The sequence below is a fragment of the Staphylococcus carnosus genome (assembly GCF_900458435.1).
Lineage (GTDB): Bacteria > Bacillota > Bacilli > Staphylococcales > Staphylococcaceae > Staphylococcus > Staphylococcus carnosus.
On record NZ_UHCT01000001.1, the window covers coordinates 327,450 to 351,505 of the forward strand.

Annotated in this window: 9 protein-coding genes, 1 tRNA gene and 1 riboswitch; of the genes, 8 read left to right on the plus strand and 2 right to left on the minus strand. The window is 35.5% G+C overall.

Features of this window, described 5'->3' with window-relative positions; translation table 11 throughout:
- The first annotated feature begins 179 nt into the window (after positions 1–179).
- From DYE31_RS01400 to gmpC, 4 genes are all read left to right on the plus strand, one after another.
- On the plus strand, positions 180–12,917 hold the full coding sequence (locus DYE31_RS01400; RefSeq protein WP_050731412.1) for a YSIRK-type signal peptide-containing protein: 12,738 nt from the start codon (positions 180–182) through the stop codon (positions 12,915–12,917).
- Positions 12,918–13,540: 623 nt separating this feature from the next.
- A riboswitch (SAM riboswitch) is annotated at positions 13,541–13,647 on the plus strand.
- A 118-nt stretch (positions 13,648–13,765) separates the two neighbouring features.
- On the plus strand, positions 13,766–14,782 hold the full coding sequence (locus tag DYE31_RS01410; protein ID WP_015901432.1) for a methionine ABC transporter ATP-binding protein: 1,017 nt from the start codon (positions 13,766–13,768) through the stop codon (positions 14,780–14,782).
- Position 14,783: 1 nt separating this feature from the next.
- A complete protein-coding gene (locus tag DYE31_RS01415) occupies positions 14,784–15,443 on the plus strand; it encodes a methionine ABC transporter permease (protein WP_015901431.1) in 660 nt (219 codons plus the stop codon).
- 23 nt (positions 15,444–15,466) lie between these two features.
- Complete coding sequence (gene gmpC / locus DYE31_RS01420; protein ID WP_015901430.1) at positions 15,467–16,312, plus strand: dipeptide ABC transporter glycylmethionine-binding lipoprotein; 846 nt, start codon at positions 15,467–15,469, stop codon at positions 16,310–16,312.
- Between the two features lie 118 nt (positions 16,313–16,430).
- On the opposite strand, the gene DYE31_RS01425 is transcribed toward gmpC, so the two are convergent.
- Positions 16,431–16,520, minus strand: a tRNA-Ser gene (locus DYE31_RS01425).
- A 195-nt stretch (positions 16,521–16,715) separates the two neighbouring features.
- Here DYE31_RS01425 and DYE31_RS01430 point away from each other — a divergent pair.
- The 4 genes from DYE31_RS01430 (at position 16,716) to DYE31_RS01445 (ending at position 21,270) form a co-directional block, all read left to right on the plus strand.
- Positions 16,716–17,420 (plus strand): alpha/beta hydrolase family protein, encoded by a 705-nt coding sequence (locus tag DYE31_RS01430; protein WP_231839063.1) that lies wholly within the window; start codon positions 16,716–16,718, stop codon positions 17,418–17,420.
- Between the two features lie 461 nt (positions 17,421–17,881).
- The gene (locus tag DYE31_RS01435) at positions 17,882–18,625 is read left to right on the plus strand and encodes a helix-turn-helix transcriptional regulator (RefSeq protein WP_015901428.1); all 744 of its coding nucleotides are present in this window, start codon (positions 17,882–17,884) and stop codon (positions 18,623–18,625) included.
- A gap of 329 nt (positions 18,626–18,954) precedes the next feature.
- Positions 18,955–19,899 (plus strand): hypothetical protein, encoded by a 945-nt coding sequence (locus tag DYE31_RS01440; RefSeq protein ID WP_015901427.1) that lies wholly within the window; start codon positions 18,955–18,957, stop codon positions 19,897–19,899.
- Positions 19,900–20,175: 276 nt separating this feature from the next.
- Positions 20,176–21,270, plus strand: coding sequence for an acyltransferase family protein (locus tag DYE31_RS01445; protein ID WP_015901426.1), 1,095 nt, complete (start codon positions 20,176–20,178; stop codon positions 21,268–21,270).
- A gap of 538 nt (positions 21,271–21,808) precedes the next feature.
- Here the strand turns inward: DYE31_RS01445 and DYE31_RS01450 are convergent.
- On the minus strand, positions 21,809–24,055 hold the full coding sequence (locus tag DYE31_RS01450; protein WP_015901425.1) for a CDP-glycerol glycerophosphotransferase family protein: 2,247 nt from the start codon (positions 24,053–24,055) through the stop codon (positions 21,809–21,811).
- Position 24,056 lies beyond the last annotated feature (1 nt).

Below are 24,056 nucleotides of genomic sequence, written 5' to 3' on the forward strand. Positions count from 1 at the left end.
AATTTAAAAGAATATAAAGCGAAAAAGTAAAAATAAAGCAAAAATGGTTATAAATATTAAGTGATTCTATACTTTTACCTCTGAAAGTTTGCTACAATAGTTTTGTACTATTATATATAGATAATTACTTTATTTTAAAATAAAGTAACGTGGTACAACTTAGAAAAATGGAGGACATCATGAAATCACGAAAGAGTAAACGCTTAGACTTTCTACCGAATATTTATAATAAGTATTCGATACGTAAGTTTACAGTAGGAACAGCATCTATTTTATTAGGGTCAACTTTAATATTCGGTATTAATCACGATGCAGAAGCAGCAGAAAATGAGAATACAACAGAAGCTGCTCAAACATCAAATGTAACAGGTGAAACAGAACAATCTGTACAATCATCGAATAGCAACAGCAATGAAGTAAATCAAGTAAAGTCTGAAAAGACGAATACTGCTGAAACTGTAAAAGAACAAGTTTCAGAAAAAGCACAAGAAGCAACTAAAGCAACAGAAAACAAAATTGAACTAGCAAAAGAAGAAGTGACGCAACCTTCAACTTCAGTTGAAAATGAAAGAGCAGTTACTGGAAGTAAAGAGGCAATAGAAAATAATAAAACTAGCCAATCAGACGTTTCTGATTCTGTTGGCTCATTTAGTGTGCCTGAAACTCCAGTTCAATCAGAATTTGTAACTGCTGTTGAAGTTCCAGAAGCATTTGTAGAACAATACAAAGCATCTAGCAATCATCAACAACTTGTACGTAATTTATTAGAAGAGAATTATGAACAAGAAGATGTAGATGGTATTTTAAGTAAAATAAAAGTAGACTACGATTCAATTACACCTGAATCTTTATATTCTGAAATACTTAAAGCCGGCATTGAGTATGCTAATGAACAAACATCTAAATACACTGTTTATGCAGTACGTTCTATGCCGGATGAAGGTGTTTCATACTCAACAAGATCAACGGCAGATACAAACTTTGACGACGCTCATACAGCATCGAACGTAGACATTCCAACGGATGTTTCGACTTCAGAAGCTATTGGAGCTTTAAAAGCTTCAGCATCCATTGACCCTGTAAGAGGGATTATTATTACGGGTGATGGTAAAACGTATGTTGGTCAAGAACCTGCACGTTATGTAATAACCGCAAAACCAGATAGAGTTCATAATAAAATGGACTTCGAAGTTAAGTATTATGCGACAGAAGGTACTGGTCAAACGCATGCTTTAGATTTAGGCGGCTTTACGTTTGGAGATGGATTTGATACAAGACAAGGTGTTCCAATTCCAACAACTGTAACGATAGTTGGTGCTCCAAGATCACAACCTTCCACAGTCAATTTGTTAGAGGGTAGAGCAAAACCAGGCTATCCAAAAGGATATGCTTTAGAAAGTAGACCTTTTTTAACTGATACAGCGATAACCAATGGTGGGTATGGAGACGTTAAATTCAGTGTACCTGTTAAAAACTGGAATAGTGATTTAAGTGTCAATGGATTTGTGATGATGTATCCTAATGGAAATGGATATAGTAATAACTTGGATCCTTATTCTACACAAAACTATTTCAATGAAAAAATGCAAGTAGTTTTAGATGGAAATGTAGATTTTAACATTACACGAATGTTAGATAAAACTGAGGAATCTATACCATACGAAACTAAATATGTTACGAGCAGTGATATTCCTGCAAATACACAGAGAGTTAAGCAACAAGGAGTATTGGGCACTAAAGAAATAGATAAAGTTATTTCTTATTATAAAAATATTGAATTAGGTTCAGGAGATATAACAGAAAAAATTACTGTACAACCTGTTACAGAAATTATTGAATTAGGTGTTGGTACCCCTGCAAATGCAGCTAATAGTGTTATTTTACCACCAGTAGTAGATCCAAAATTGTCTGGTGAAAACGTGGTAACAGGTGAAACAGAACCTAATGTACCTGTCACAATTTACGTAGGTCCAACTACTTACAGAACAACTTCAGATGCAACAGGCAAATTCAGACAACCGTTAAATGTGCCTTTAAAACAGGGAGACGTTGTTACAGCCACAATAAATAAAGGCGGTAATACAAGTTTACCTGGTAAAACAATTGTACCTAGAGATGGTAAAACCCCAAATCTTGAATTTACAAATACAAGAACGAATCGTAAAGGTATGAACGGTACTTTAGTAACAGTTACTAACGCAGATACAGGCGAAAAAATCGGAGAAACCTTTATTCCGGATGGTCAGAAAGGGGATAAAGGGGATAAAGGTGATACTGGAGACCAAGGTGAAACAGGACCAGCTGGTAGAGCTGGTCTAGATGGCAGAGATGGCAGAGATGGTAAAAATGGGTCAGACGGTAAAAGTATTTTGATCACTTCGATTACTCCTAATCAAGATGGAGATATAGTTGTTTCATTTAGTGATGGAAATAAAGTAGTTATACCAAAAGGTGCTAAAGGCGACAAAGGTGATAAAGGAGACAGTATTTCTATATCAAAAATTGATACTTTGCCAGATGGTAGCCGAAAAGTATTCTTTAATGATGGTCATACTGCTATTCTTCCAAAAGGAGATAAGGGTGACAAAGGTGACACTGGTGCAGACGGACAATCAATAACAGTTACAAATGTTAAAAAATTACCTGATAAAACAATTGTTACATTTAGTGATAATTATGAGGTAACAATCCCGGGTGGTCCAAAAGGAGATAAAGGAGACCAAGGTGTAGCAGGCCCTAAAGGCGATAAAGGGGATACTGGTGAAACGGGTGCAACAGGTGCCCAAGGTCCAAAAGGAGATAAGGGAGACCAAGGTGTAGCCGGTCCAAAAGGTGAACAAGGCGATTCAATCAGAATCACTTCAACAGAACCCCAAGCAAACGGCGACATCAAAGTAAACTTTAGTGATGGTAAATCAATTATAGTACCAAAAGGAGCCAAAGGAGATAAAGGCCAAGATGCCGCGCCATTAACAGTGACAGGAGAAACAAAAGATGCGAACGGCAATACAGTTGCACACTTCAGCGATGGCCGCACAGCTACAATCTCTAAAGGTGATAAAGGAGACACAGGTGCGCAAGGTCTGAAAGGTGATAAAGGTGATACTGGCGCCCAAGGAGCCAAAGGAGATAAAGGTGATACGGGTGCAACAGGAGCAGCCGGAAAAGATGCGAAACCATTAACAGTTACGAGCGAATCTAAAGATGCAAACGGTAATACAGTTGCACATTTCAGCGACGGTTCGCAAATCACTATCTCTAAAGGAGATAAGGGAGCCAAAGGTGAAAAAGGTGATTCAATCACAATCACTTCAACAGAACCCCAAGCAAACGGCGATATCAAGGTAAACTTCAGCGACGGTAAATCGATTGTAGTACCAAAAGGAGCCAAAGGAGATAAAGGCCAAGATGCCGCGCCATTAACAGTTGTGAAGGAAACAAAAGATGCACAAGGCAATACCGTTGTTCATTTTAGTGATGGAAAAACAGCTACAATCTCTAAAGGCGACAAAGGTGATACTGGAGCTCAAGGTGCCAAAGGAGACCGCGGTGAAACAGGTGCGACTGGTGCCCAAGGAGCCAAAGGTGAAACTGGAGCTACAGGATTAAAAGGAGATAAAGGCGATTCTATCTCTATTACAAGTATTACACCTCAACCAAACGGTGATACGAAAGTAGTCTTCTCAGATGGCAAAGAACTTAACATTCCTAAAGGTGCCAAAGGAGATAAAGGTCAGGATGCAGCTCCTTTAACAGTCACTGAAACAACTAAAGATAACGATGGTAACACAGTGGTTCATTTCAGTGATGGAAAAACAGCAACAATCTCAAAAGGTGATACTGGTGCAACAGGTGCACAAGGACCAAAAGGAGATCCAGGTCAAAATGCCGCGCCGTTAACAGTTACTGGTGAAAGAAAAGACACAGCAGGCAATACAGTTGTCAGCTTCAGTGATGGTTCAACTGCTACAATCTCTAAAGGAGACAAAGGAGACAAAGGAAATACTGGAGATAAAGGTGATTCTATCACTATTAAGAGAGTAGAGCCTCAAACTAACGGAGATATTAAAGTAGTCTTTTCAGACGGTAAAGAAGTAAATATTCCTAAAGGTGCCAAAGGAGATAAAGGTCAGGATGCAGCGCCTTTAACAGTTACTGAAACAACTAAAGATAACGATGGTAACACAGTGGTTCATTTCAGTGATGGAAAAACAGCAACAGTTTCTAAAGGTGATACTGGAGCTAAGGGTGCAGATGCAAAACCTTTAACTGTAACAGGTGAAGCTAAAGATAAAGATGGTAACACGGTTGTAAGTTTCAGCGACGGAACTTCAGTTACTGTGAATAAAGGTGATCGTGGTGAAGCCGGTGCTAAAGGTGAAAAAGGAGACCGAGGTGAAAGCGGAACTTCTATTGCGATAGATAAAATTGAAACATTACCGACAGGTGCTACCAAAGTAACTTTCTCAGATGGAAAAACATTTGAAATTCCTAAAGGGAAAGATGGTACATCTGTTACAATCACTGAAACTAAAACACTTCCAAATGGTAATAAACAAGTGACTTTCTCCGATGGCAAAACACTTGAAGTACCAAAAGGAGATAAGGGAGATAAAGGTGAAACTGGGGCTAAAGGCGCAGATGCTACACCATTAACAGTAACTGGCGAAACAAAAGATGGTAATGGCAATACTGTAGTTAATTTCAGTGACGGGTCTCATGCAACAATTTCTAAAGGAGACAAAGGTGACACAGGTGCAAAAGGTGAAACTGGCGACTCTGTAACAATTAAAAGTATTACACCTCAACCAAACGGTGATACTAAAGTAGTCTTTTCAGACGGTAAAGAAGTAAATATTCCTAAAGGTGCCAAAGGAGATAAAGGTGATACTGGATCAACTGGTGCTAACGGCCAAGATGCTGCACCATTGACTGTCACAAGTACTAATAAAGATGGCGATGGCAATACTGTAATCCACTTCAGTGATGGCCAAACAGCAACAGTCTCTAAAGGGGATAAAGGCGATACTGGAGCAACAGGCGCAGCCGGAAAAGATGCTGCACCATTGACTGTAACTAGTACAACAAAAGATAATGATGGCAACACCGTAGTGCATTTCAGTGATAATTCAACAGCTACTATTTCTAAAGGAGATAAAGGTGATGCGGGTCAAACTGGTGCTACAGGTGCAAAAGGAGATAAAGGTCAAGATGCTCAACCACTGACTGTCACAAGTACTAATAAAGATGGCGATGGCAATACTGTAATCCACTTCAGTGATGGCCAAACAGCTACAATCTCTAAAGGAGATAAGGGCGATAAAGGCAACACTGGAGCAACAGGTGCAAATGGCCAAGATGGTCAGTCAGTTACGATAACATCAACGACTACTGAACCGAATGGAGATACAAAAGTTACATTCAGCGATGGTCATATTATTACAATTCCAAAAGGTAAAGACGGCAAATCTGTAACAGTTGAAAGTTCTGCACCTGATAAAGATGGAAACACAGTTGTGCACTTCAGTGACGGCAGTAACGCAACTATTTCTAAAGGCGACAAAGGTGACCGTGGTGAAACAGGCGCAGCTGGTAAAGATGCAACGCCATTAACAGTCACAAGTACAGATAAAGATAAAGATGGAAATACTGTAATCCACTTCAGTGACGGTCAAACAGCTACAGTTTCTAAAGGCGAAAAAGGCGACACAGGGGCAACGGGTGCGGCTGGTAGAGACGGACAGTCTATTACTATTGCAAGCATTGAACCGCAAGATAATGGCGATACAAAAGTTACATTCTCAGATGGTCAATCTATTAATGTACCAAAAGGTAAAGACGGCAAATCGGTTACAATCACTAACACTGAAACACTTCCAAATGGTAATAAACAAGTAACCTTCTCAGACGGCAAAACACTTGAAATTCCTAAAGGGGACAAGGGTGAACAAGGTGAAGATGGAGCTAAAGGAGACAAAGGTGAAAACGGAGCTTCTATTACAATAGACAGAACAGAAGAAACACCTGAAGGTACAAAAGTAACATTTAGCGACGGCAAATCAATCACGATTCCAAAAGGTAAAGATGGAAAATCGATTACCGTTAAATCATCAGAACCTAATGCGGATGGTGATATCGTTGTAACATTCAGTGATGATTCGCAAATTACTATTCCTAAAGGTGCAAAAGGTGATCAAGGTGCAGCAGGACCAGCTGGAAGAGATGGAGTTTCAATCACTATTACAAATACAGAAACAACTCCAGAAGGCAATACAAAAGTCACATTCTCAGATGGTCATTCGATTACTATTAATAAAGGTGAAAAAGGTGACACAGGTACAGTTGGTACAGATGGAACTTCAGTAACAATTACTTCAAGTAAAGTACTTGATAATGGAGATAATGAAGTCACATTCTCAGATGGAACTAAGATTACGATTCCAAAAGGTGCTAAGGGAGATAAGGGTGATGTAGGAGATTCAATCACAGTTCAAAGCACACAACCTTTAGCAAATGGCGATGTTGAAGTCACATTCTCAGATGGCAAGAAAGTAACAATTCCAAAAGGTGCTAAAGGAGACAAAGGTGACGCAGGAGCAAAAGGTGCAGATGCAACACCATTAACAGTCCAAAGTACTGATAAAGACCAAGATGGCAACACAGTTATCCACTTCAGCGACGGCGGAACTGCGACAATTTCTAAAGGAGATAAAGGCGACGCTGGTGAAAAAGGAGCAGATGGTTCATCTGTAACAGTGGATCAAATTAATAAATTGCCGAACGGTGATTCTGAAGTAGTCTTTAGTGATGGTAAAAAAGTAACTATTCCTAAAGGCGAAAAAGGTGATACAGGACAAAATGCTCAACCACTCACAGTTACAGGTTCTGAAAAAGATGCAGAAGGCAATACAGTGATTCATTTCAGTGACGGCACTTCGGCTACTGTTTCTAAAGGGGATAAGGGTGAACAAGGTCTGCAAGGTTTACAAGGTGAAGCTGGCGTTAAAGGCGACAAAGGTGATTCGATCACAATTACAAGTGTCACACCTCAAGACAATGGTGATACAAAAGTTGTCTTCTCAGATGGTAGGGGATTAACAATACCAAAAGGTGCTAAAGGAGATAAAGGTGACGCAGGAGCAAAAGGTGCAGATGCAACACCGCTTACAGTCACTGGCTCTGAAAAAGATGCAGATGGTAATACAATTGTCCACTTCAGCGATAATTCACAAGCAATTATCTCTAAAGGAGACAAAGGTGAAGCAGGCGAAAACGGCCAATCAATTACTGTTCAAAATGTAGCACCAGATAAAGATGGCAACACAGTAGTTACATTCTCTGACGGTTCTAAAGTCATCATTCCAAAAGCAAAAGATGGTGTAAATGGTCAAGATGGTCAATCAATTACTGTACAAGGTACTGAAACAACACCTGAAGGTAATACAAAAGTAACATTCTCAGATGGCACATCAATTACGATTGCAAAAGGTGAAAAAGGAGACAAAGGTGAAGCTGGTAAAGATGCAGCTCCGCTTACAGTTACTGGCACATCTCAAGATCCAGATGGCAATACTGTTCTTGATTTCAGCGATGGTTCTCATGCAACAGTAGCTAAAGGCAAAGACGGCGCAGCAGGACAAGATGGAAAATCTATTTCAATCACTGATACAGCTGTTCAGCCTGATGGTTCAACAAAACTTACATTTAGTGATGGTCATGAAGTTATTATTCCAAAAGGAGCTAAAGGCGACAAAGGTGACACTGGAGCTCAAGGTGCAGCAGGACAAGATGGTACATCAGTTACAATTACAAGCACTGAAACGACACCAGAAGGCGCTACTAAAGTTAACTTCTCAGACGGCAAATCAATCACAATACCTAAAGGCCAAGATGGCACTTCTGTTACAGTACAAAGTTCTGCTCCAGATGCAGACGGCAACACAGTTGTGACGTTCTCAGATGGTAAAACAGTTACAATTCCTAAAGGTGTTAAAGGAGATAAAGGTGATACTGGAGCCCAAGGTGAAAAAGGTGCAGATGCAGCGCCATTAACAGTTACAGGTTCACCACAAACACCAGAAGGTAATACAGAAGTGACATTCAGTGATGGTTCAAAAGTAGTGATTCCGAAAGCCAAAGACGGTGTAAACGGTCAAGACGGTAAATCAGTTACAGTTACTGGCAGTGAAGTTCAACCTGATGGTTCAACTAAAGTGACATTCAGTGATGGTCATGAGATCGTTATACCGAAAGGAGAAAAAGGCGATAAAGGAGATGCAGGCCAAAACGGTCAATCAATTACTGTTGAAAGTTCTAATCCGGATGCAGATGGTAATACAGTCGTCAACTTCTCTGATGGTTCAAAAGTAGTCATTCCGAAAGCCAAAGATGGTGCAGCAGGAAAAGATGGCAAGTCTATTACAGTCCAAAGTACTGAAAAAACACCGGAAGGCGATACAAAAGTAACGTTCTCAGACGGTACATCAGTTACAATCGCAAAAGGTGATACTGGCGCAACTGGTGCAGCAGGACAAACTGGTGCAGACGGTAAGTCGATCACCGTACAAAGTGTTCAACCTGATGCAGACGGCAATACTGAAGTAACATTCTCAGATGGATCAAAAGTAGTTATTCCGAAAGCTAAAGATGGTGTGAATGGCCAAGACGGTAAATCAGTCACAGTTACTGGCAGTGAAGTTCAACCTGATGGTTCAACGAAAGTCACATTCAGTGATGGTCATGAAATCGTCATTCCTAAGGGAGAAAAAGTCGACACTGGTGCGACTGGAGCAACAGGCCAAAATGGTCAAGACGGAAAATCTATTACTGTCGCAAAAGTAGAACCTCAACCAAATGGTGATACAAAAGTAACGTTTAGTGATGGAAAAGAAATTACTATTCCTAAAGGTGCTCAAGGAGAAGCAGGTCAAAATGGTGCAGATGCGCAACCATTAACAGTCACTGGATCTGTACAAAAACCAGATGGCAATACTGAAGTAACGTTCTCAGACGGTACTAAAGTGGTCATCCCTAAAGGAGAAAAAGGAGAAAAAGGAGAAAAAGGTGACACTGGATCAGCAGGTCAATCAATTACTGTTCAAAGCACTGAAAAAACACCGGAAGGCGATACAAAAGTAACCTTCTCAGACGGTACATCAGTTACGATCGCAAAAGGTGATACTGGTGCGACTGGAGCAGCAGGCCAAAATGGTCAAGATGGACAATCTATCACTGTCGCAAAAGTAGAACCGCAGCCAAATGGTGATACAAAAGTGACATTCTCAGATGGTAAAGAAGTAACGATACCTAAAGGAGAAAAAGGTGATAAAGGAGATACAGGCGCAAATGGTGTTGATGGTCGATCTATTACTGTTCAATCTTCAGAAGTACAACCAGATGGTAGTACAAAAGTAACGTTCTCAGACGGTCACGAGGTTACAATTCCAAAAGCTCAAGACGGTAAATCAATTACAATTGATAAAACTGAACCGGATGCAGATGGAAACATAGTTGTGACATTCTCAGACGGTTCATCAGTCACTATTCCTAAAGGTGCAAAAGGAGATACAGGTGCCCAAGGTGAAGCAGGTCAAAATGGTGCAGATGCGCAACCATTAACAATTACAGGTTCAACTCAAACACCAGATGGCAACACAGAAGTGACATTCAGTGATGGATCAAAAGTAGTGATTCCGAAAGCTAAAGATGGCGTAGATGGTCATTCAATTACAGTTCAAGGCACTGAAAAAACACCGGAAGGCGATACAAAAGTAACCTTCTCAGACGGTACATCAGTTACAATAGCAAAAGGCGATACTGGAGCAACTGGAGCAGCAGGCCAATCAATTACAGTTCAAAGTACTGAAAAAACACCAGAAGGCGATACAAAAGTAACATTCTCAGATGGTACATCTGTCACAATCGCGAAAGGTGAAAAAGGAGATAAAGGTGATTCAGTCACTGTCGCAAAAGTAGAACCGCAGCCGAATGGTGATACAAAAGTGACCTTCTCAGACGGAAAAGAAGTTACAATTCCAAAAGGAGACAAAGGCGACACTGGCGCTCAAGGTGCGGCAGGTCAAAATGGTGCTGATGCCAAACCATTAACAGTTACAGGATCTACTCAAACACCAGCCGGTGATACAGAAGTGACATTTAGTGATGGCACAAAAGTAACGATTCCGAAAGCTAAAGATGGTAAATCAATTACTGTTCAAAATACAGCGCCAGATGCAGACGGCAATACAGTAGTAACGTTCTCAGATGGCAGCGCAATTACTATTCCTAAAGGCGCTAAAGGCGACAAAGGAGAAACTGGTACACCGGGTACTTCAGTCACTGTTGCAAAAGTAGAACCGCAGCCGAATGGCGATACAAAAGTAACATTCTCAGATGGAAAAGAAGTGACAATTCCAAAAGGAGAAAAAGGAGACAAGGGTGATACTGGCGCTCAAGGTGCAACAGGCCAAAATGGCAGAGATGGTCAATCGATTACTGTTCAAAGCACAGCTCCAGATGCAGATGGCAATACAGTGGTAACTTTCTCTGATGGATCTAAAGTTGTTCTTCCGAAAGGAAAAGATGGCGTAGACGGTAAATCTGTAACAGTTCAAAATACTGAAACAACACCTGAGGGTAACACGAAAGTGACCTTCTCAGATGGTCATGAAATCACAATCGCGAAAGGCGATAAAGGAGACAAAGGTGATTCGGTTACTGTCGCAAAAGTAGAACCGCAGCCGAATGGCGATACTAAAGTGACTTTCTCTGACGGAAAAGAAGTGACAATTCCAAAAGGAGAAAAAGGAGACAAGGGTGATACTGGCGCTCAAGGTGCGGCAGGCCAAAATGGTGCTGATGCTAAACCGTTAACAGTTACAGCATCTACGCAAACACCAGAAGGTAATACTGAAATCACATTTAGTGACGGCACAAAAGTAACTGTTCCGAAAGCCAAAGACGGTAAATCAATTACTGTTCAAAGTACAGCGCCAGATGCAGACGGCAACACAGTAGTAACGTTCTCAGATGGCAGCGCAATTACTATTCCTAAAGGCGCTAAAGGCGATGCAGGTAAAGATGGTATTGATGGTAAAGATGCTAAACCGTTAACAGTTACAAGCACTGAAAAAGATGCAGATGGCAATACAGTTATCCACTTCAGCGATGGCGGTACAGCTGTTATTTCTAAAGGAGATAAAGGAGCAGGTGGTCAATCGATTACTGTTCAAAATGTAGGACCGGATGCAGATGGCAATACAGAAGTCACATTCTCAGATGGCTCTAAAGTCACAATTCCAAAAGCTAAAGATGGTATCGATGGTAAATCTATCACTATTACAGGCAACGAAACATTACCTAGTGGAGATATTAAGGTCACATTCAGTGATGGACACGAAATTATTGTTCCTAAAGGAACAAAAGGTGATGCTGGAGACTCTGTAACAATTGTTAAAACAACTAAAGATCCAAATGGCAATACAGTGGTTTCATTCAGCGATGGAAGCAGCGTTACAATTCCTAAAGGAGACAAAGGTGATAAAGGTGATGATGGTACTTCTGTAACTATTACAGGAACTGAAGTACAACTTGACGGCTCTACAAAAGTCACATTCTCAGATGGTCGTGAAATTAATATTCCTAAAGGTAAAGATGGCAAATCTGTGACAATCACTAAAGCTGAACCAGATGCAGATGGCAATACAGTTATTGACTTCAGTGATGGTTCTAAAGTGACTGTACCAAAAGGTAAAGATGGCAAATCAATCACGGTACCAAAAGGCCAAGATGGCAGATCTGTTTCAGTGAAAGGTTCTCATCTAGATAAAGACGGCAACACTGTTGTTGAATTTACTGACGGTAATGTTATCACTGTCTTAAAAGGACGAGATGGCAAAGATGGTGTTGATGGCAAATCGATTACAGTAACAGGACAAAAAGTAGATCCGAATGGTAATACTATTGTTGTATTCAGTGATGGCCGCGAAATTACAATTCCAAAAGGAAAAGATGGTATATCTGTAACTGTGAAAAATTCACATCCAGATAAAGATGGTAACACAATCGTTGAATTCAGTGACGGTAATACAATTACAGTCTTGAAAGGCCAAGATGGACGTGATGGTCTAAACGGTAGAGATGGAAGAGATGCTCAACCATATACACCTGTTATTATTGTTAATAACTATATTGACGCTTATAATACGCACGTTGTTTGTTTGAGTGATGGACGTAAAATTGAAATTCCATGTTGTCCGAATGGTCAGCCTGTTATTATTGTAGGTTATTACTACGACACTGTTGGAAATATTGTTTTACAATGTGGCGATAATTCACGTGTAATTGTTCCATGTCAAAAATCAATACAACCATCAGTATCTATTCCGATGATTCCATTGGTACCAGCACAACCAAGTGTACCAGTGCAACCAAGTGTACCAGCACAACCAAGTGTGCCAGCACAACCGAGTGTACCAGTACAACCGAGTGTACCAGTGCAACCAAGTGTTCCTGTAGATCCGAATGGTCAGATTGAAACACCAAACATACCTGGTCCGCAAACACCGAAAGAACCTACTCAACCAGGAGGCTATACACCATTTGTCCCTAATAATTCAGGTGATCAATTTGTGCCAGAACAGCCGAATACTGATACAAAAGTGCCTTCAGTAGAAAAAGATAATAACGAAGGTAATCATGTAACAGATGAGAATAGAGGTTACACAACTAGAAAAACAAATACAGATATTAAAGTTGAAAAGGCTAATAAAACAAAATCAGCTCAACCTCAACAAAAAGTGAAAGCATTGCCGAATACAGGTAGCGATAATACAGCACCGATGTTGTATGGTACTATCTTTGCAGGTTTAGGAACAGCAATGGTATTTGGTATGAAACGTCGTAAAAATAAAAATTAAATATATGTTTTAATTTTGAGAATCAGGCTTTAATGCCTGGTTCTTTTTTTATGATGAATACTGTTAATTCAAATTATAGTGTATATATTGTTGTTGCGATTTCTTGACGTAACTGACGTTATATTCGGTTTATATATTGTTTGATCAATTGATACTATCTAAATATATAAACGAAACCATGCATTTATTAAAGCCATGAAAGTGAGTTATATCATATGATAAAGTGAACATAGAATATACAAAGGAGCGAAGATGAATGAAAGTATCCGGAGAGGTCAGATTTACGATTACATTGATATTAGTATTTGGAATAGGCTTTATAATACAAAATTTCTTTACTACGAATAATTGGGTAACTTTTCTAATTAAGCTTGTTATCAACGTAATAGTAGCTTTAGTTTTAACAGTATTAATCAATTTTATTTTTGAAAAGATAGAGAAAAACAAAACTGGTAAATGAACTGTTTTTAAGCATTTTTATCATTGATTTGAATACTTGCAAACGCTTACTGCTGTAGTGTTTAGAATAAAGTTGAAATTAACAATTTTCTAAAAATTAATGTTGACTTTTTCACTCAGTAATGTAATATATGGAATATAAATAAATGAATTGAATACATAAACTCTTATCCAGAGAGGTGGAGGGACAGGCCCTACGAAACCTCGGCAGCAGGATCAGTTATAAATGATTACTGTGCCAATTCCTACAGCGGAGCTGTAAAGATGAGACGAGCCGATATATTATTCCGAGGACTTGTTTCATTGTCCCCGGAATTTTTATTTTTCAAAATAAAAATCTAAATAGAGGCAAAATTCATTTATTTCAAATTATCAGAGGGGGCTATTCAATGATTGAGTTCAAGGATGTCACTAAAACATTCCATAAGCGCTCAACAGAAATTCAAGCTTTGAAAGATGTCAGTTTTACTGTAGAACGTCAAGAAATCTATGGTGTCATCGGCTATAGTGGTGCCGGTAAAAGTACATTAATCAGAATGGTAAATAAGCTTGAAGATGTAACGTCTGGAGAAGTTATTGTCGATGGACATCGTATAGATCAATATAGCAAGAAATCATTACGCAAAGTCAAAAAGAATATTGGCATGATATTCCAACACTTCAATTTATTAAACTCAAAAACAGTATTCAGTAATGTGGCAATGCCATTAATTCTTGAAGGCAAAGACAAAAAATACATAAAAGAGAAAGTAGAGGAAATGCTTGATTTCGTTGGTCTTGGAGATAAAGGAACACAATATCCGAATGAACTTTCAGGTGGTCAAAAACAAAGAGTGGCGATTGCACGAGCACTTGTAACAGATCCTAAAATTTTGTTGTGTGATGAAGCAACGAGTGCATTAGACCCAGCAACAACTGATTCTATCTTGCAGCTTTTAAAACGCGTTAATGAAACATTTGAAGTTACAATTTTATTAATTACACATGAAATGAGTGTTATTCAAAAAATTTGTGACAAGGTTGCTGTAATGGAACAGGGTCGAGTTATCGAAAAAGGCACTGTGCTAGACGTGTTCAGCCATCCGAAAACTAAAACGGCTAAGAACTTTGTTTCTACTGTCATCAGTACTGATATCAGTGACAAGATGATACATCAGTTACCGACAGATGAAAATTATCAAGATGTGAAAGTTTATATGGAAGGTTCTCAATTAGGTTTATCAGTTATCCAGACATTGATTAAAACATTCAATTTAGATGTTAATGTGATTTATGCTTCTATGTCTGATATTCAAGATACTTCAGTGGGATATCTGACATTACGTATTAAAGGTTCTGATGAAGAGAAACAGCATGCATATGATTACTTGAAACAACATCACATCGAATATGAGGAGGTTGGATAATATGCTAGGTTCATCATTAGATTCATCTCAATTATGGGAAGCACTTTATCAAACGTTATTGATGGTTTCGATTTCATTAGTAATCGGTGCATTAATCGGAATTCCATTAGGCATTCTGCTTGTTGTTACAAAGAAAAATGGAATTTGGGAAAATGTTGCAGTTTACCATATCTTGAACCCGATTATTAATATCTTCCGTTCTATTCCATTCATTATTTTGTTAATTGCGATTGTGCCATTCACAAAATTGATTGTAGGAACATCAATCGGGACAGCAGCAGCTATCGTACCATTAACAGTATATGTTGCACCTTATATTGCACGTTTGGTTGAAAACTCTTTGTTAGAAGTAGATTCAGGTGTAATTGAGGCGGCACATGCAATGGGCGCTTCACCTTTCCAAATTATTCGTTACTTTTTAATGCCAGAAGCTTTGGGCTCTTTAATCTTAGCGATTACAACTGCGATTATTGGTTTAATCGGTTCAACAGCAATGGCAGGTGCAGTAGGTGGCGGTGGTATTGGTGACTTGGCATTAGCATATGGTTATCAACGTTTTGATACTATCGTCATTGTGATTACAGTAGTTATCTTAGTGATTATGGTTCAGCTGATTCAATCTCTCGGGAATGTCTTAGCTAAGAAAATTCGCAGAAATTAATCAAACAAAGGGGTATTTAGGATATGAAAAAATTATTAGTATTATTAATGGCATTAGTCGTTGTACTTGCTGCATGTGGCGGCAATAAAAAAGATGACAAGACAGTGACAGTAGGGGTAGCATCAGATGATACGAAAGTATGGGATAAAGTAAAAGAACTTGCGAAAAAAGATGGAATCAACGTTGAAATCAAGAAGTTCTCTGATTACAACGTACCGAACAAGGCGCTAAATGATGGGGATATCGACATGAACGCATTCCAACACTTCGCATTCTTACATGAATATGAAAAAGCAAACAAAGGTACACATATCACACCAATCCGCACAACAGTTTTTGCACCATTGGGTATTTATTCTAAGAAAATCAAAGATATTAAAGATTTGAAAAAAGGTGCAAAAGTTGTTATTCCTAATGACGTTTCTAACCAAGCACGTGCATTGAAATTATTAGAAAGTGCTGGTTATATCAAACTTTCTAAAGACTTTGGTTTAAAAGGCAGTAAAAAAGATATCGTTGAAAACAAAAAAGATCTAGATATTAAAGCAGTTGATGCACAACAAACAGCACGTTCTTTAGATGATGTTGATATCGCAGTTATTAATAACGGTGTTGCATCAAAATCAGGATTAGATCCTAAAAAAGACCCGATCTTCTTAGAAAAAGATAATACAAATACTTCTAAACCTTACATCAACATCATTGCAGTTAATGATAAAGACAAAGACAACAAAACATATAAAAAAGTTGCTGAATTGTATCATTCTAAAGAAGCAAGAAAAGCATTAAAAGAAGACACTAAAGACGGCGAAAAAATCGTTGACTTATCACAAAAAGAAATTAAAGAGATTACAGATAGCTTGAAATAAAGTGAGAGAATAAACAGGCATTTCTAAAATATAGGAGTGTCTGTTTTTTTGTATGTTGTATGTAAAAATCGCAACAAAAAAGCTTCGACTCAAAATTTTGAATCGAAGCTTTAAGTAGCGGAGAAAGAGGGATTCGAACCCCCGCGAGCCGTTAAGCCCCTGTCGGTTTTCAAGACCGATCCCTTCAGCCGGACTTGGGTATTTCTCCATCAATATTTAACACAAGAATTATTATATAATAAGATAACCTACCCGTCAATAAGTATTTTAATAAAAACATCAAAAACTTTGAATGGTTTTAAAAATGTTAATGAAAGACAAAATATTTGATGACGGTTGCCTACTTTATAAATCGGGTAAATATTTAATGTTATGTCAAAACTACCAATTTAGGAGTGCTACTATGATGGAAGAACTATATTATGGAGACCATGAAGAACAATTGATTGATATTTATCCGGCGCCAGACACAATAGCTGAACATGACGACAAATGGTTAGTATTGATTCATGGCGGTTACTGGAGACAAAAATATGATCGTTCATTAAATGATAAATTAATAGAGATGCTTACAAGAGAAGGTTACAATGTAGCAAACGTTGAATATAGACGTGGAGAACATGCATGGCCAATACCAGAAGAAGATACTAAAAAAGCACTTCAAGCTTTCAAGTCTTCTAGATATGTTGATAATCAAGAGATTATTTTAATTGGTCACTCTGTAGGTGGTCAATTAGTATTGAATAATGCGGATGAAGCTGACCGTGTTATTGCGATGGCACCTGTAACAGATGTACCTTACACAAAAGAACAAGGATTAGGAAGAAATGCAGTAGAAGAGTATTTTGGAGATATTACAGAAGCAGCTCTTGAAGCGGCGTCTCCAATGTCACGTTTGCCATTAAAAACAAAAACTTTAATAATTCAAGGTTTTAATGATAGCGGTGTAAAAGTAGAGTCTACATTAGCTTATGTGTCTCAAAATGAAGAAAATACAATAGATTTATATGCATTCGCACATCTAGGTCATATGCAATGTCTTGAACCGAAAGGATGCCATATTGACTTGATGCTTGAATGGATTGATCACAAAGACGAAGAAAATTAAAGACTATTTGACAAGATCGCACTCTAATTAGGGTGCGATTTTTCTTTTTAATGTTTGTGAATTACTACTGAGTTTTTTGAAGAATACTGTATACATTTATATCTGATTAGAGCATTTATTTGTTAAAAAAGTATTCTAATTTGGAAGATAATAGTATATTATAATAATGAAAAGTGAGGGATTTGAGATAAATTTTCAGATTACATCATGTAATTAGATTATAGTAGAAATCAGATGTTTTATAAAAATACTTTGAATCATCCTTCTGCCACAACCATTCTTCGTTCGACCACTTTATATTTTCTTTCTAATTTTTTTACCTAAATATTTATAAAATGATATCAGGGGGGACTCCAATGAATTATAACTACTGTATTATTAAATAATCAGTTTGTAATTTAGATTTGACCAAGGATAATGAATATATTCATATATATTTTGTGCTTTCAGGTAACGTCAAGATGCTAAAGGAAGAAGAAACGCTTGTCTATAGTTCTGGAGAATTATTTATTCAAAAGCCGGATAAGCCGCCTTTAGATTTAGAAATTGATAATGGAAGAATTATCTATTTAGCTATTCACAAAAAATATTTTGGAAAATATTACGTTAAGAATGCCTTGAATACTGAAAATAATTTTGAGATTCATCATCACATCAAAGACTCATTTATGAATACCATTAGAAACATATATGAGAAAAATTATTTGGAAGCAGATATCAGTTTCATAAAGATGTTGAATTATTTGCGGGTCTATATGGAAACCTTCAATAACTATTTATTCCGTCCTACTTTGAGCACTACAATCAATAAAATTCTTGAATATATTAATGAAAATTATAAAGAACCTCTAAAATTATGTGTGATTGCTCAAGAGCTTTATTTTAACGAAAGTTTTATTTCAAGAAAATTTAAACAAGAAATGCAAATGACATTTACTGAGTATCTTACAAATATAAGACTATATAATTTAGCTGAAAATCTAATATTAAGAGGAGAAGATAATGAAATATGGGAGGAATTCGGGTTTCCAAGCCAACGTACTTTTTTGAAAAGATTTAAAGAAACTTATCATATGACTCCTAGAGACTTCATTTTAAAAACTCAATTTTATAGTAACTCCCCGAATGCTATTACTAAAGCTGTTTATACAGAAATTTTAAAATATATAAAACTTGATGATACATCAGCTAGTGAGATGTCGTAGTGCTTTAGAATAGTTGCTAATTATAATTTGATTATGAACAGAAAAGTCGCTTTTTTGATTGATTATTTAAATCTCTTAAAGGAAATAAAAAACTATACAGGTTATTTTGCTTTATTAGTTTTAGTATATTGAGTATGTTTAATCATCTCTTGACGGCCTACTTAAACATTTTCTATTAGTAAAATAAATACGTATTAAATAGCCCAAACATTCCTCAGCACTTCATTAAGGTTAAATACAATAAAATCTTAATATTATACGAGTCTATTTAGGGTATAAGGTATTAAACCACGAAAAATTAATGATATTTTATGGGGGAATGATGAATAATGAAATTAAATGTAACTGATCTTTTAAAAAAGAGACTAAATAAACTTGATAAAAACTTTAAGCATTTTGGTGATGACTTAGCTTATCTTACTTTAACAAGTCGTAATGATGGTACTTTAAAAGATTTGTTAGGCATTCAATTATTAAGAAATTCTGATAGTGAAACCGTAGCAAGAGAAATTGCGCGTTTGGATTTAGCTATTCTAGACAATAATGAATTAAGTAATATTATTAAGCTGAAGTCTGTATACGTTCAAGATTTTGAACAAAATCCTACGGTTGAGGAGTCAAACGCTGTGAAATCAATTAAGCGTGATATTGAAGACAATTTGAATAAAATTGTTAATCCTCCAAAGTCATGGACTTATACTGTTTCTGAAGATGCTAAACTGCACTTTGCGGCGATTTATGTAGATGTACAAGCTAAGAAAAAATTTGAGTTGCCTGAAACAAAAACAGAGTTCTTGAAACTTTATCCAGAATTAAAAGAAGGAGATCTTGTATATAAAAGTATCTTCCGTCATCGTGAAGCACGAGATTATTCTATTGAAGAAATCATCGAACCTAGATTACAATCAGCGGTCTTTAATCCCATTTTAGATAATAATTCTGATATCTATATTAAAAAAGGTGATATTGAAGAATTATATAAAGGTAAATACAAAGACTTTAAAGTCCAAGTTTATTTACAAACTTATGAAGTAGGGCAAGGTCCTGAACCTGAAGATGTGGAAATTGATGAAGCTGTAATCGAAACAGTTGACTTTGAACCAAATGAAGTAGAAGCAACTATTGAAGTAGATGAGATTGTGAAAGAAGCAAGAAAAACCAAAGAGAATAAGTCTTCTTCAGACACATTAAATGACAATAAAAGTAAAGATAAAGACTCTAAAAAAGATACTAAGAAAAAAGATAAAAAGAAGAAAAATAAGAAAAAGAAGTAGCACAAATCAAGAGTTGACACGTAGCATTGTTAAAAAATAATAAGAATAACAAATGAATTACATTTTTAAACAGTTCTGATATTACTCTTCAAATAAATATCAGAACTGTTTTTTTATATTTTTTAATGGCCAATATTTATCACAACTGCACTCTATACTATCTATTAGATTGTTTAATTATTGTAAATTTTATTGTGTATATGTAAGAACTTAAATATAATCGTTTGTAAGTTTGAATTTTATGACTTATTTTATTAATTATAAGAGGTAAATGATGTGGAGAGAAAAATAGAGCTTACATATGCACGAGGTATTTTTTGTATCATGGTTGTTTTTGTTCATGCAATAACTGGATATTTAATAGATCCGCTGATTTCAACTACACAAACAGTTGAGAAAAGACTAGTAGGGTTTTTTCAAATTTCATTATTATGTGCTACCCCATGTTTTATAATGTTGTCTGAAACGTTGCTTGGATTGAGATATTCCACATTTATACCTAAGAATTTCTTGGTTAAAAGAGCTAAATATATTTTAGTTCCCTACGTTATACTTGGTGTATATGTGACGTGCGATAAATTTATGAACAGTCAAAATAAAGAGTCGTTTTGGAATTTATTTAAATTTATAGTGCTGGAAGGGAACTTTTTTGGTTGGTTTATCATTGTTATTTTTCAATTTTTTATTCTACATAAAATATTCTATAAAGTATTAAATAAATCTAATCCATTATTCTTGTTGGCAGGTTCTCTTATTATTAGTGCTCTCCACTCATACTTTATGTATTTCAATCAAGACTATCATAAATGGTGGGAAACCTATTATCCGCTATACCCAAGAACGATTATTCTTTATTGGCTATTCTACTTTATTGTTGGTTTTTATGTTGGAAAATATTATGATTTGATTTTTGAATTCATCAAGCGAAATATTTGGATACTGTTTTCAGCTTGGATTTTGGCTTTGACATATTTAGCGTTTAATTTCTTTCACTTAAAAATATTTTTGAATGAATCTTTAAGGTTTGATTTGCTCATTTATTCTTGCCTATCATTCTTATTAGTTATATATGGAGCTAAATTCATAAGTCGCTTTCATATAACAATGCTTTATCTTATAAGTGAGATCTCTTTTTTTATTTATTTAGCGCATCAAATAATTATTAAGTACATTTCATTAGCTTTATCGTCATTTGTTACACATCCTATTATCTATATTTTTATTTCTGTTATTTTCACGATAGGATTTTGTATAGGACTAGCTATTATGCTTTCATTTATTCCATATGTGAGAATTATTGTAGGAAGAAACACACTTTATCCAATGGTGTTGAATAATTATGGTTTAAAGCAAGAAGCCAAAGAGAGTTGACTGATTAACCTTATTTTATTTGAGTCCATGTCGAATCGTATTGGTAAATAACTTGTCCGATGTTTCTGAGTTGCTAGGTATTATTAATACCTAATCAGTAAAATTACGGCCAACTTTGGCAGAAAAGGGTTCTAAACCTGAAATTAAGGCGTATGTAAATGTTTGTATTGACAAATAAAAACTTTATGACAAAACTAAATGGAATAGACGGATTTTCACAACTAAAAACTTCGTATGCGATTTTTCCATTTAATAACAATGAATTATGCATGGTCAGTAGTAGGGGGAACATATGAAAGAATTCAACAGTATTCAAAATAATGTAATGATAAAAATGTTTTCTTTAGGCTTTAAAAATTTCTTCAATTTGGGCAATTATATTATTTTATATATAAAACTTTTTTCCGCAAATACAAAAAGAGATTAAGCAGCTAAATGCTGCTTAACCTCTATAATGTGAGAGACCAGTCTATTTGAAAGAGAGTCATTTTTTGCCAGCCTTTATATGCTGTAACAAGGTGTTCGAAGTTTATAGAAATTATTTGAACAATGCTTTTATTACTGTCTCTGAAGCATCTCCGTTGCGACCAAATTGACAAAATTCATCATAAAATTTATGATATTTATCTTTATATCTAGATTCTAATGAAGAGAAATTCTGCAATTCATCAATTAAAGCATCAGTTGTTCTGATTACTGGTCCAGGCACTATTTTTTCATAATCTAGATAAGTACCTCTTTCACTATATAGATATTTTTCAAGATCATAGGCGAAAAACAGCATTGGACGTTTTAAATAGGCATAATCAAACATTACAGAACTATAATCCGTAATTAAAACATCACTTATTGCGTACAATTCTTCTATACTTGGGTAGTTAGAAACATTTATAGCGAAAGGATAGTATTGACGAATATCCATATTATTACTAACCATATAATGAGCTCTTACTAACAATATGAAATCATCGCCTAGTATTTTCTGCATATTATCAATATCTAATTTGATATTTGAAGATTTTCCTTCTCTCCAAGTTGGTGCATAAAGTATTACTTTTTTATTCGATGGTATATTTAAATTGTCTTTAATTTTCTCTGTTTCTTTTAGAGAATCAAAAATCATATCATTCCTTGGGAAACCTGAATGTATAGATTTAACATTTGTATTAAATGCACTTTTGGCCTTACTGCTCATATAATTTGATGGAATAGAAACATAGTCCCAATTGTTAATTTTCTTTTGGAATTCATCTATTTTATTTTGTCGTGTTTCAAATTTAAATTCAGGTGTATCAAATCCCATAGTTTTCATAAACGTACCATGGAAAGTTTGTACTTCTTTTTGTCCCCATCTTTTTTTATAATCTATAGGCATATTTGTATTTTGGATGAAATATTTAGCTGTGGCTAAATGGAACCAATATTTTAAAGAATTCTTTTTAACAACTTGTCCATTGCCTTTTATTGGAATATTGACATCATTCATTATCCATATATTTTTATATTTATTTTTTTTGTTCTCTAAAGTTTCATAAATAGCTTTTGGACTACAAGAATATTGATCTCCCCAATAAGAGTAATAAATAACTTTTTTCTTATTTTTAGGCAAGATGCGGAATAGGGGATAAAGATATTTATAATTTCTTTTTCTTTTCTGTCTTGTATTATCCACTTTATCCCATATTTGCTTCTTATTTAAATATATTAAATTTCCATTTTTTGAACTAAAGTCATACGTTCTATTTTTATAAGTAAAGGAAAATGGAAATTTTACTTTACGATTTGCATTTAATAATAATGAAGAAGGTAATAATTTATTGTTTAAATAATAATCAATAGAAAATACGAAATTTCCATAAGTAACAAAATAATTAATGTCATTAGTTTCTAAAGGTATTGCAACTTGGCAAATATTTTTATCTATGATATCAGCTGGGAACTTTTTCACTACCTTACCATTAGTTGATTTTAAGGAAAGAAATATTTTGCTGGGTGAAACATCTAAGTTATAAGGACTTTCAAAACGAATTAATAAATTTCTATTGTTTTTTCTCATATCTATAACATTAGAGTGTCTTCCTTTTCTATTTAAAGTAAAAGAGTGGTTATTATACACTCTTATTACGTATTCGTGGAATTCATCTTGTTTTATCTGTGAAGAATAAAATGGGATTTTACTGAATTTAAAGTTTCGTGTTTTCACACCGTCATTACTTACTTCTAATTCAAATAATCTTTGAATAGCTTTAAAACTATTTAAGTTAAATATTATTTTATCCTCTTGTACTTGTCCGATAATAGGTTTTTCTCGGAAATTTTTTAATTTAAATTGTGAATTGGGATCTATATGAGTTGCTTTGATAATCAAATTATTATCTTGTATGACCAAGTTATCGAAGACATTTGTAATGTTTTCTTTTGATATATATAATTCCCAACTAAATGTATAATCTAATTTATAGCTCCATTTTCCAGTTTTTTTATTAACTGTTGTCGCAATATTATTGGCTCCTGGTTCACTTAATACCTTTTCATTATACAAGTCCCCATCTTGATATATTAATTTAATTTTATTTAATGAAGAATGGTTTGTGACTGGTATAATTTCTGTAGGTATTTTGATTTCATATAAATCTTCATCAGTTTTTCTAATTTGTATTTCGGTGTTTTCTTTATCATTATAAATAAAGGCTGAAAGATATTTTTCTTCAATAGCAACTAGAAGTGGAGAAGTAATCTTTGCACTAATGTAAATATTATTATCTTTAAATGCTGCTTCCTTCACT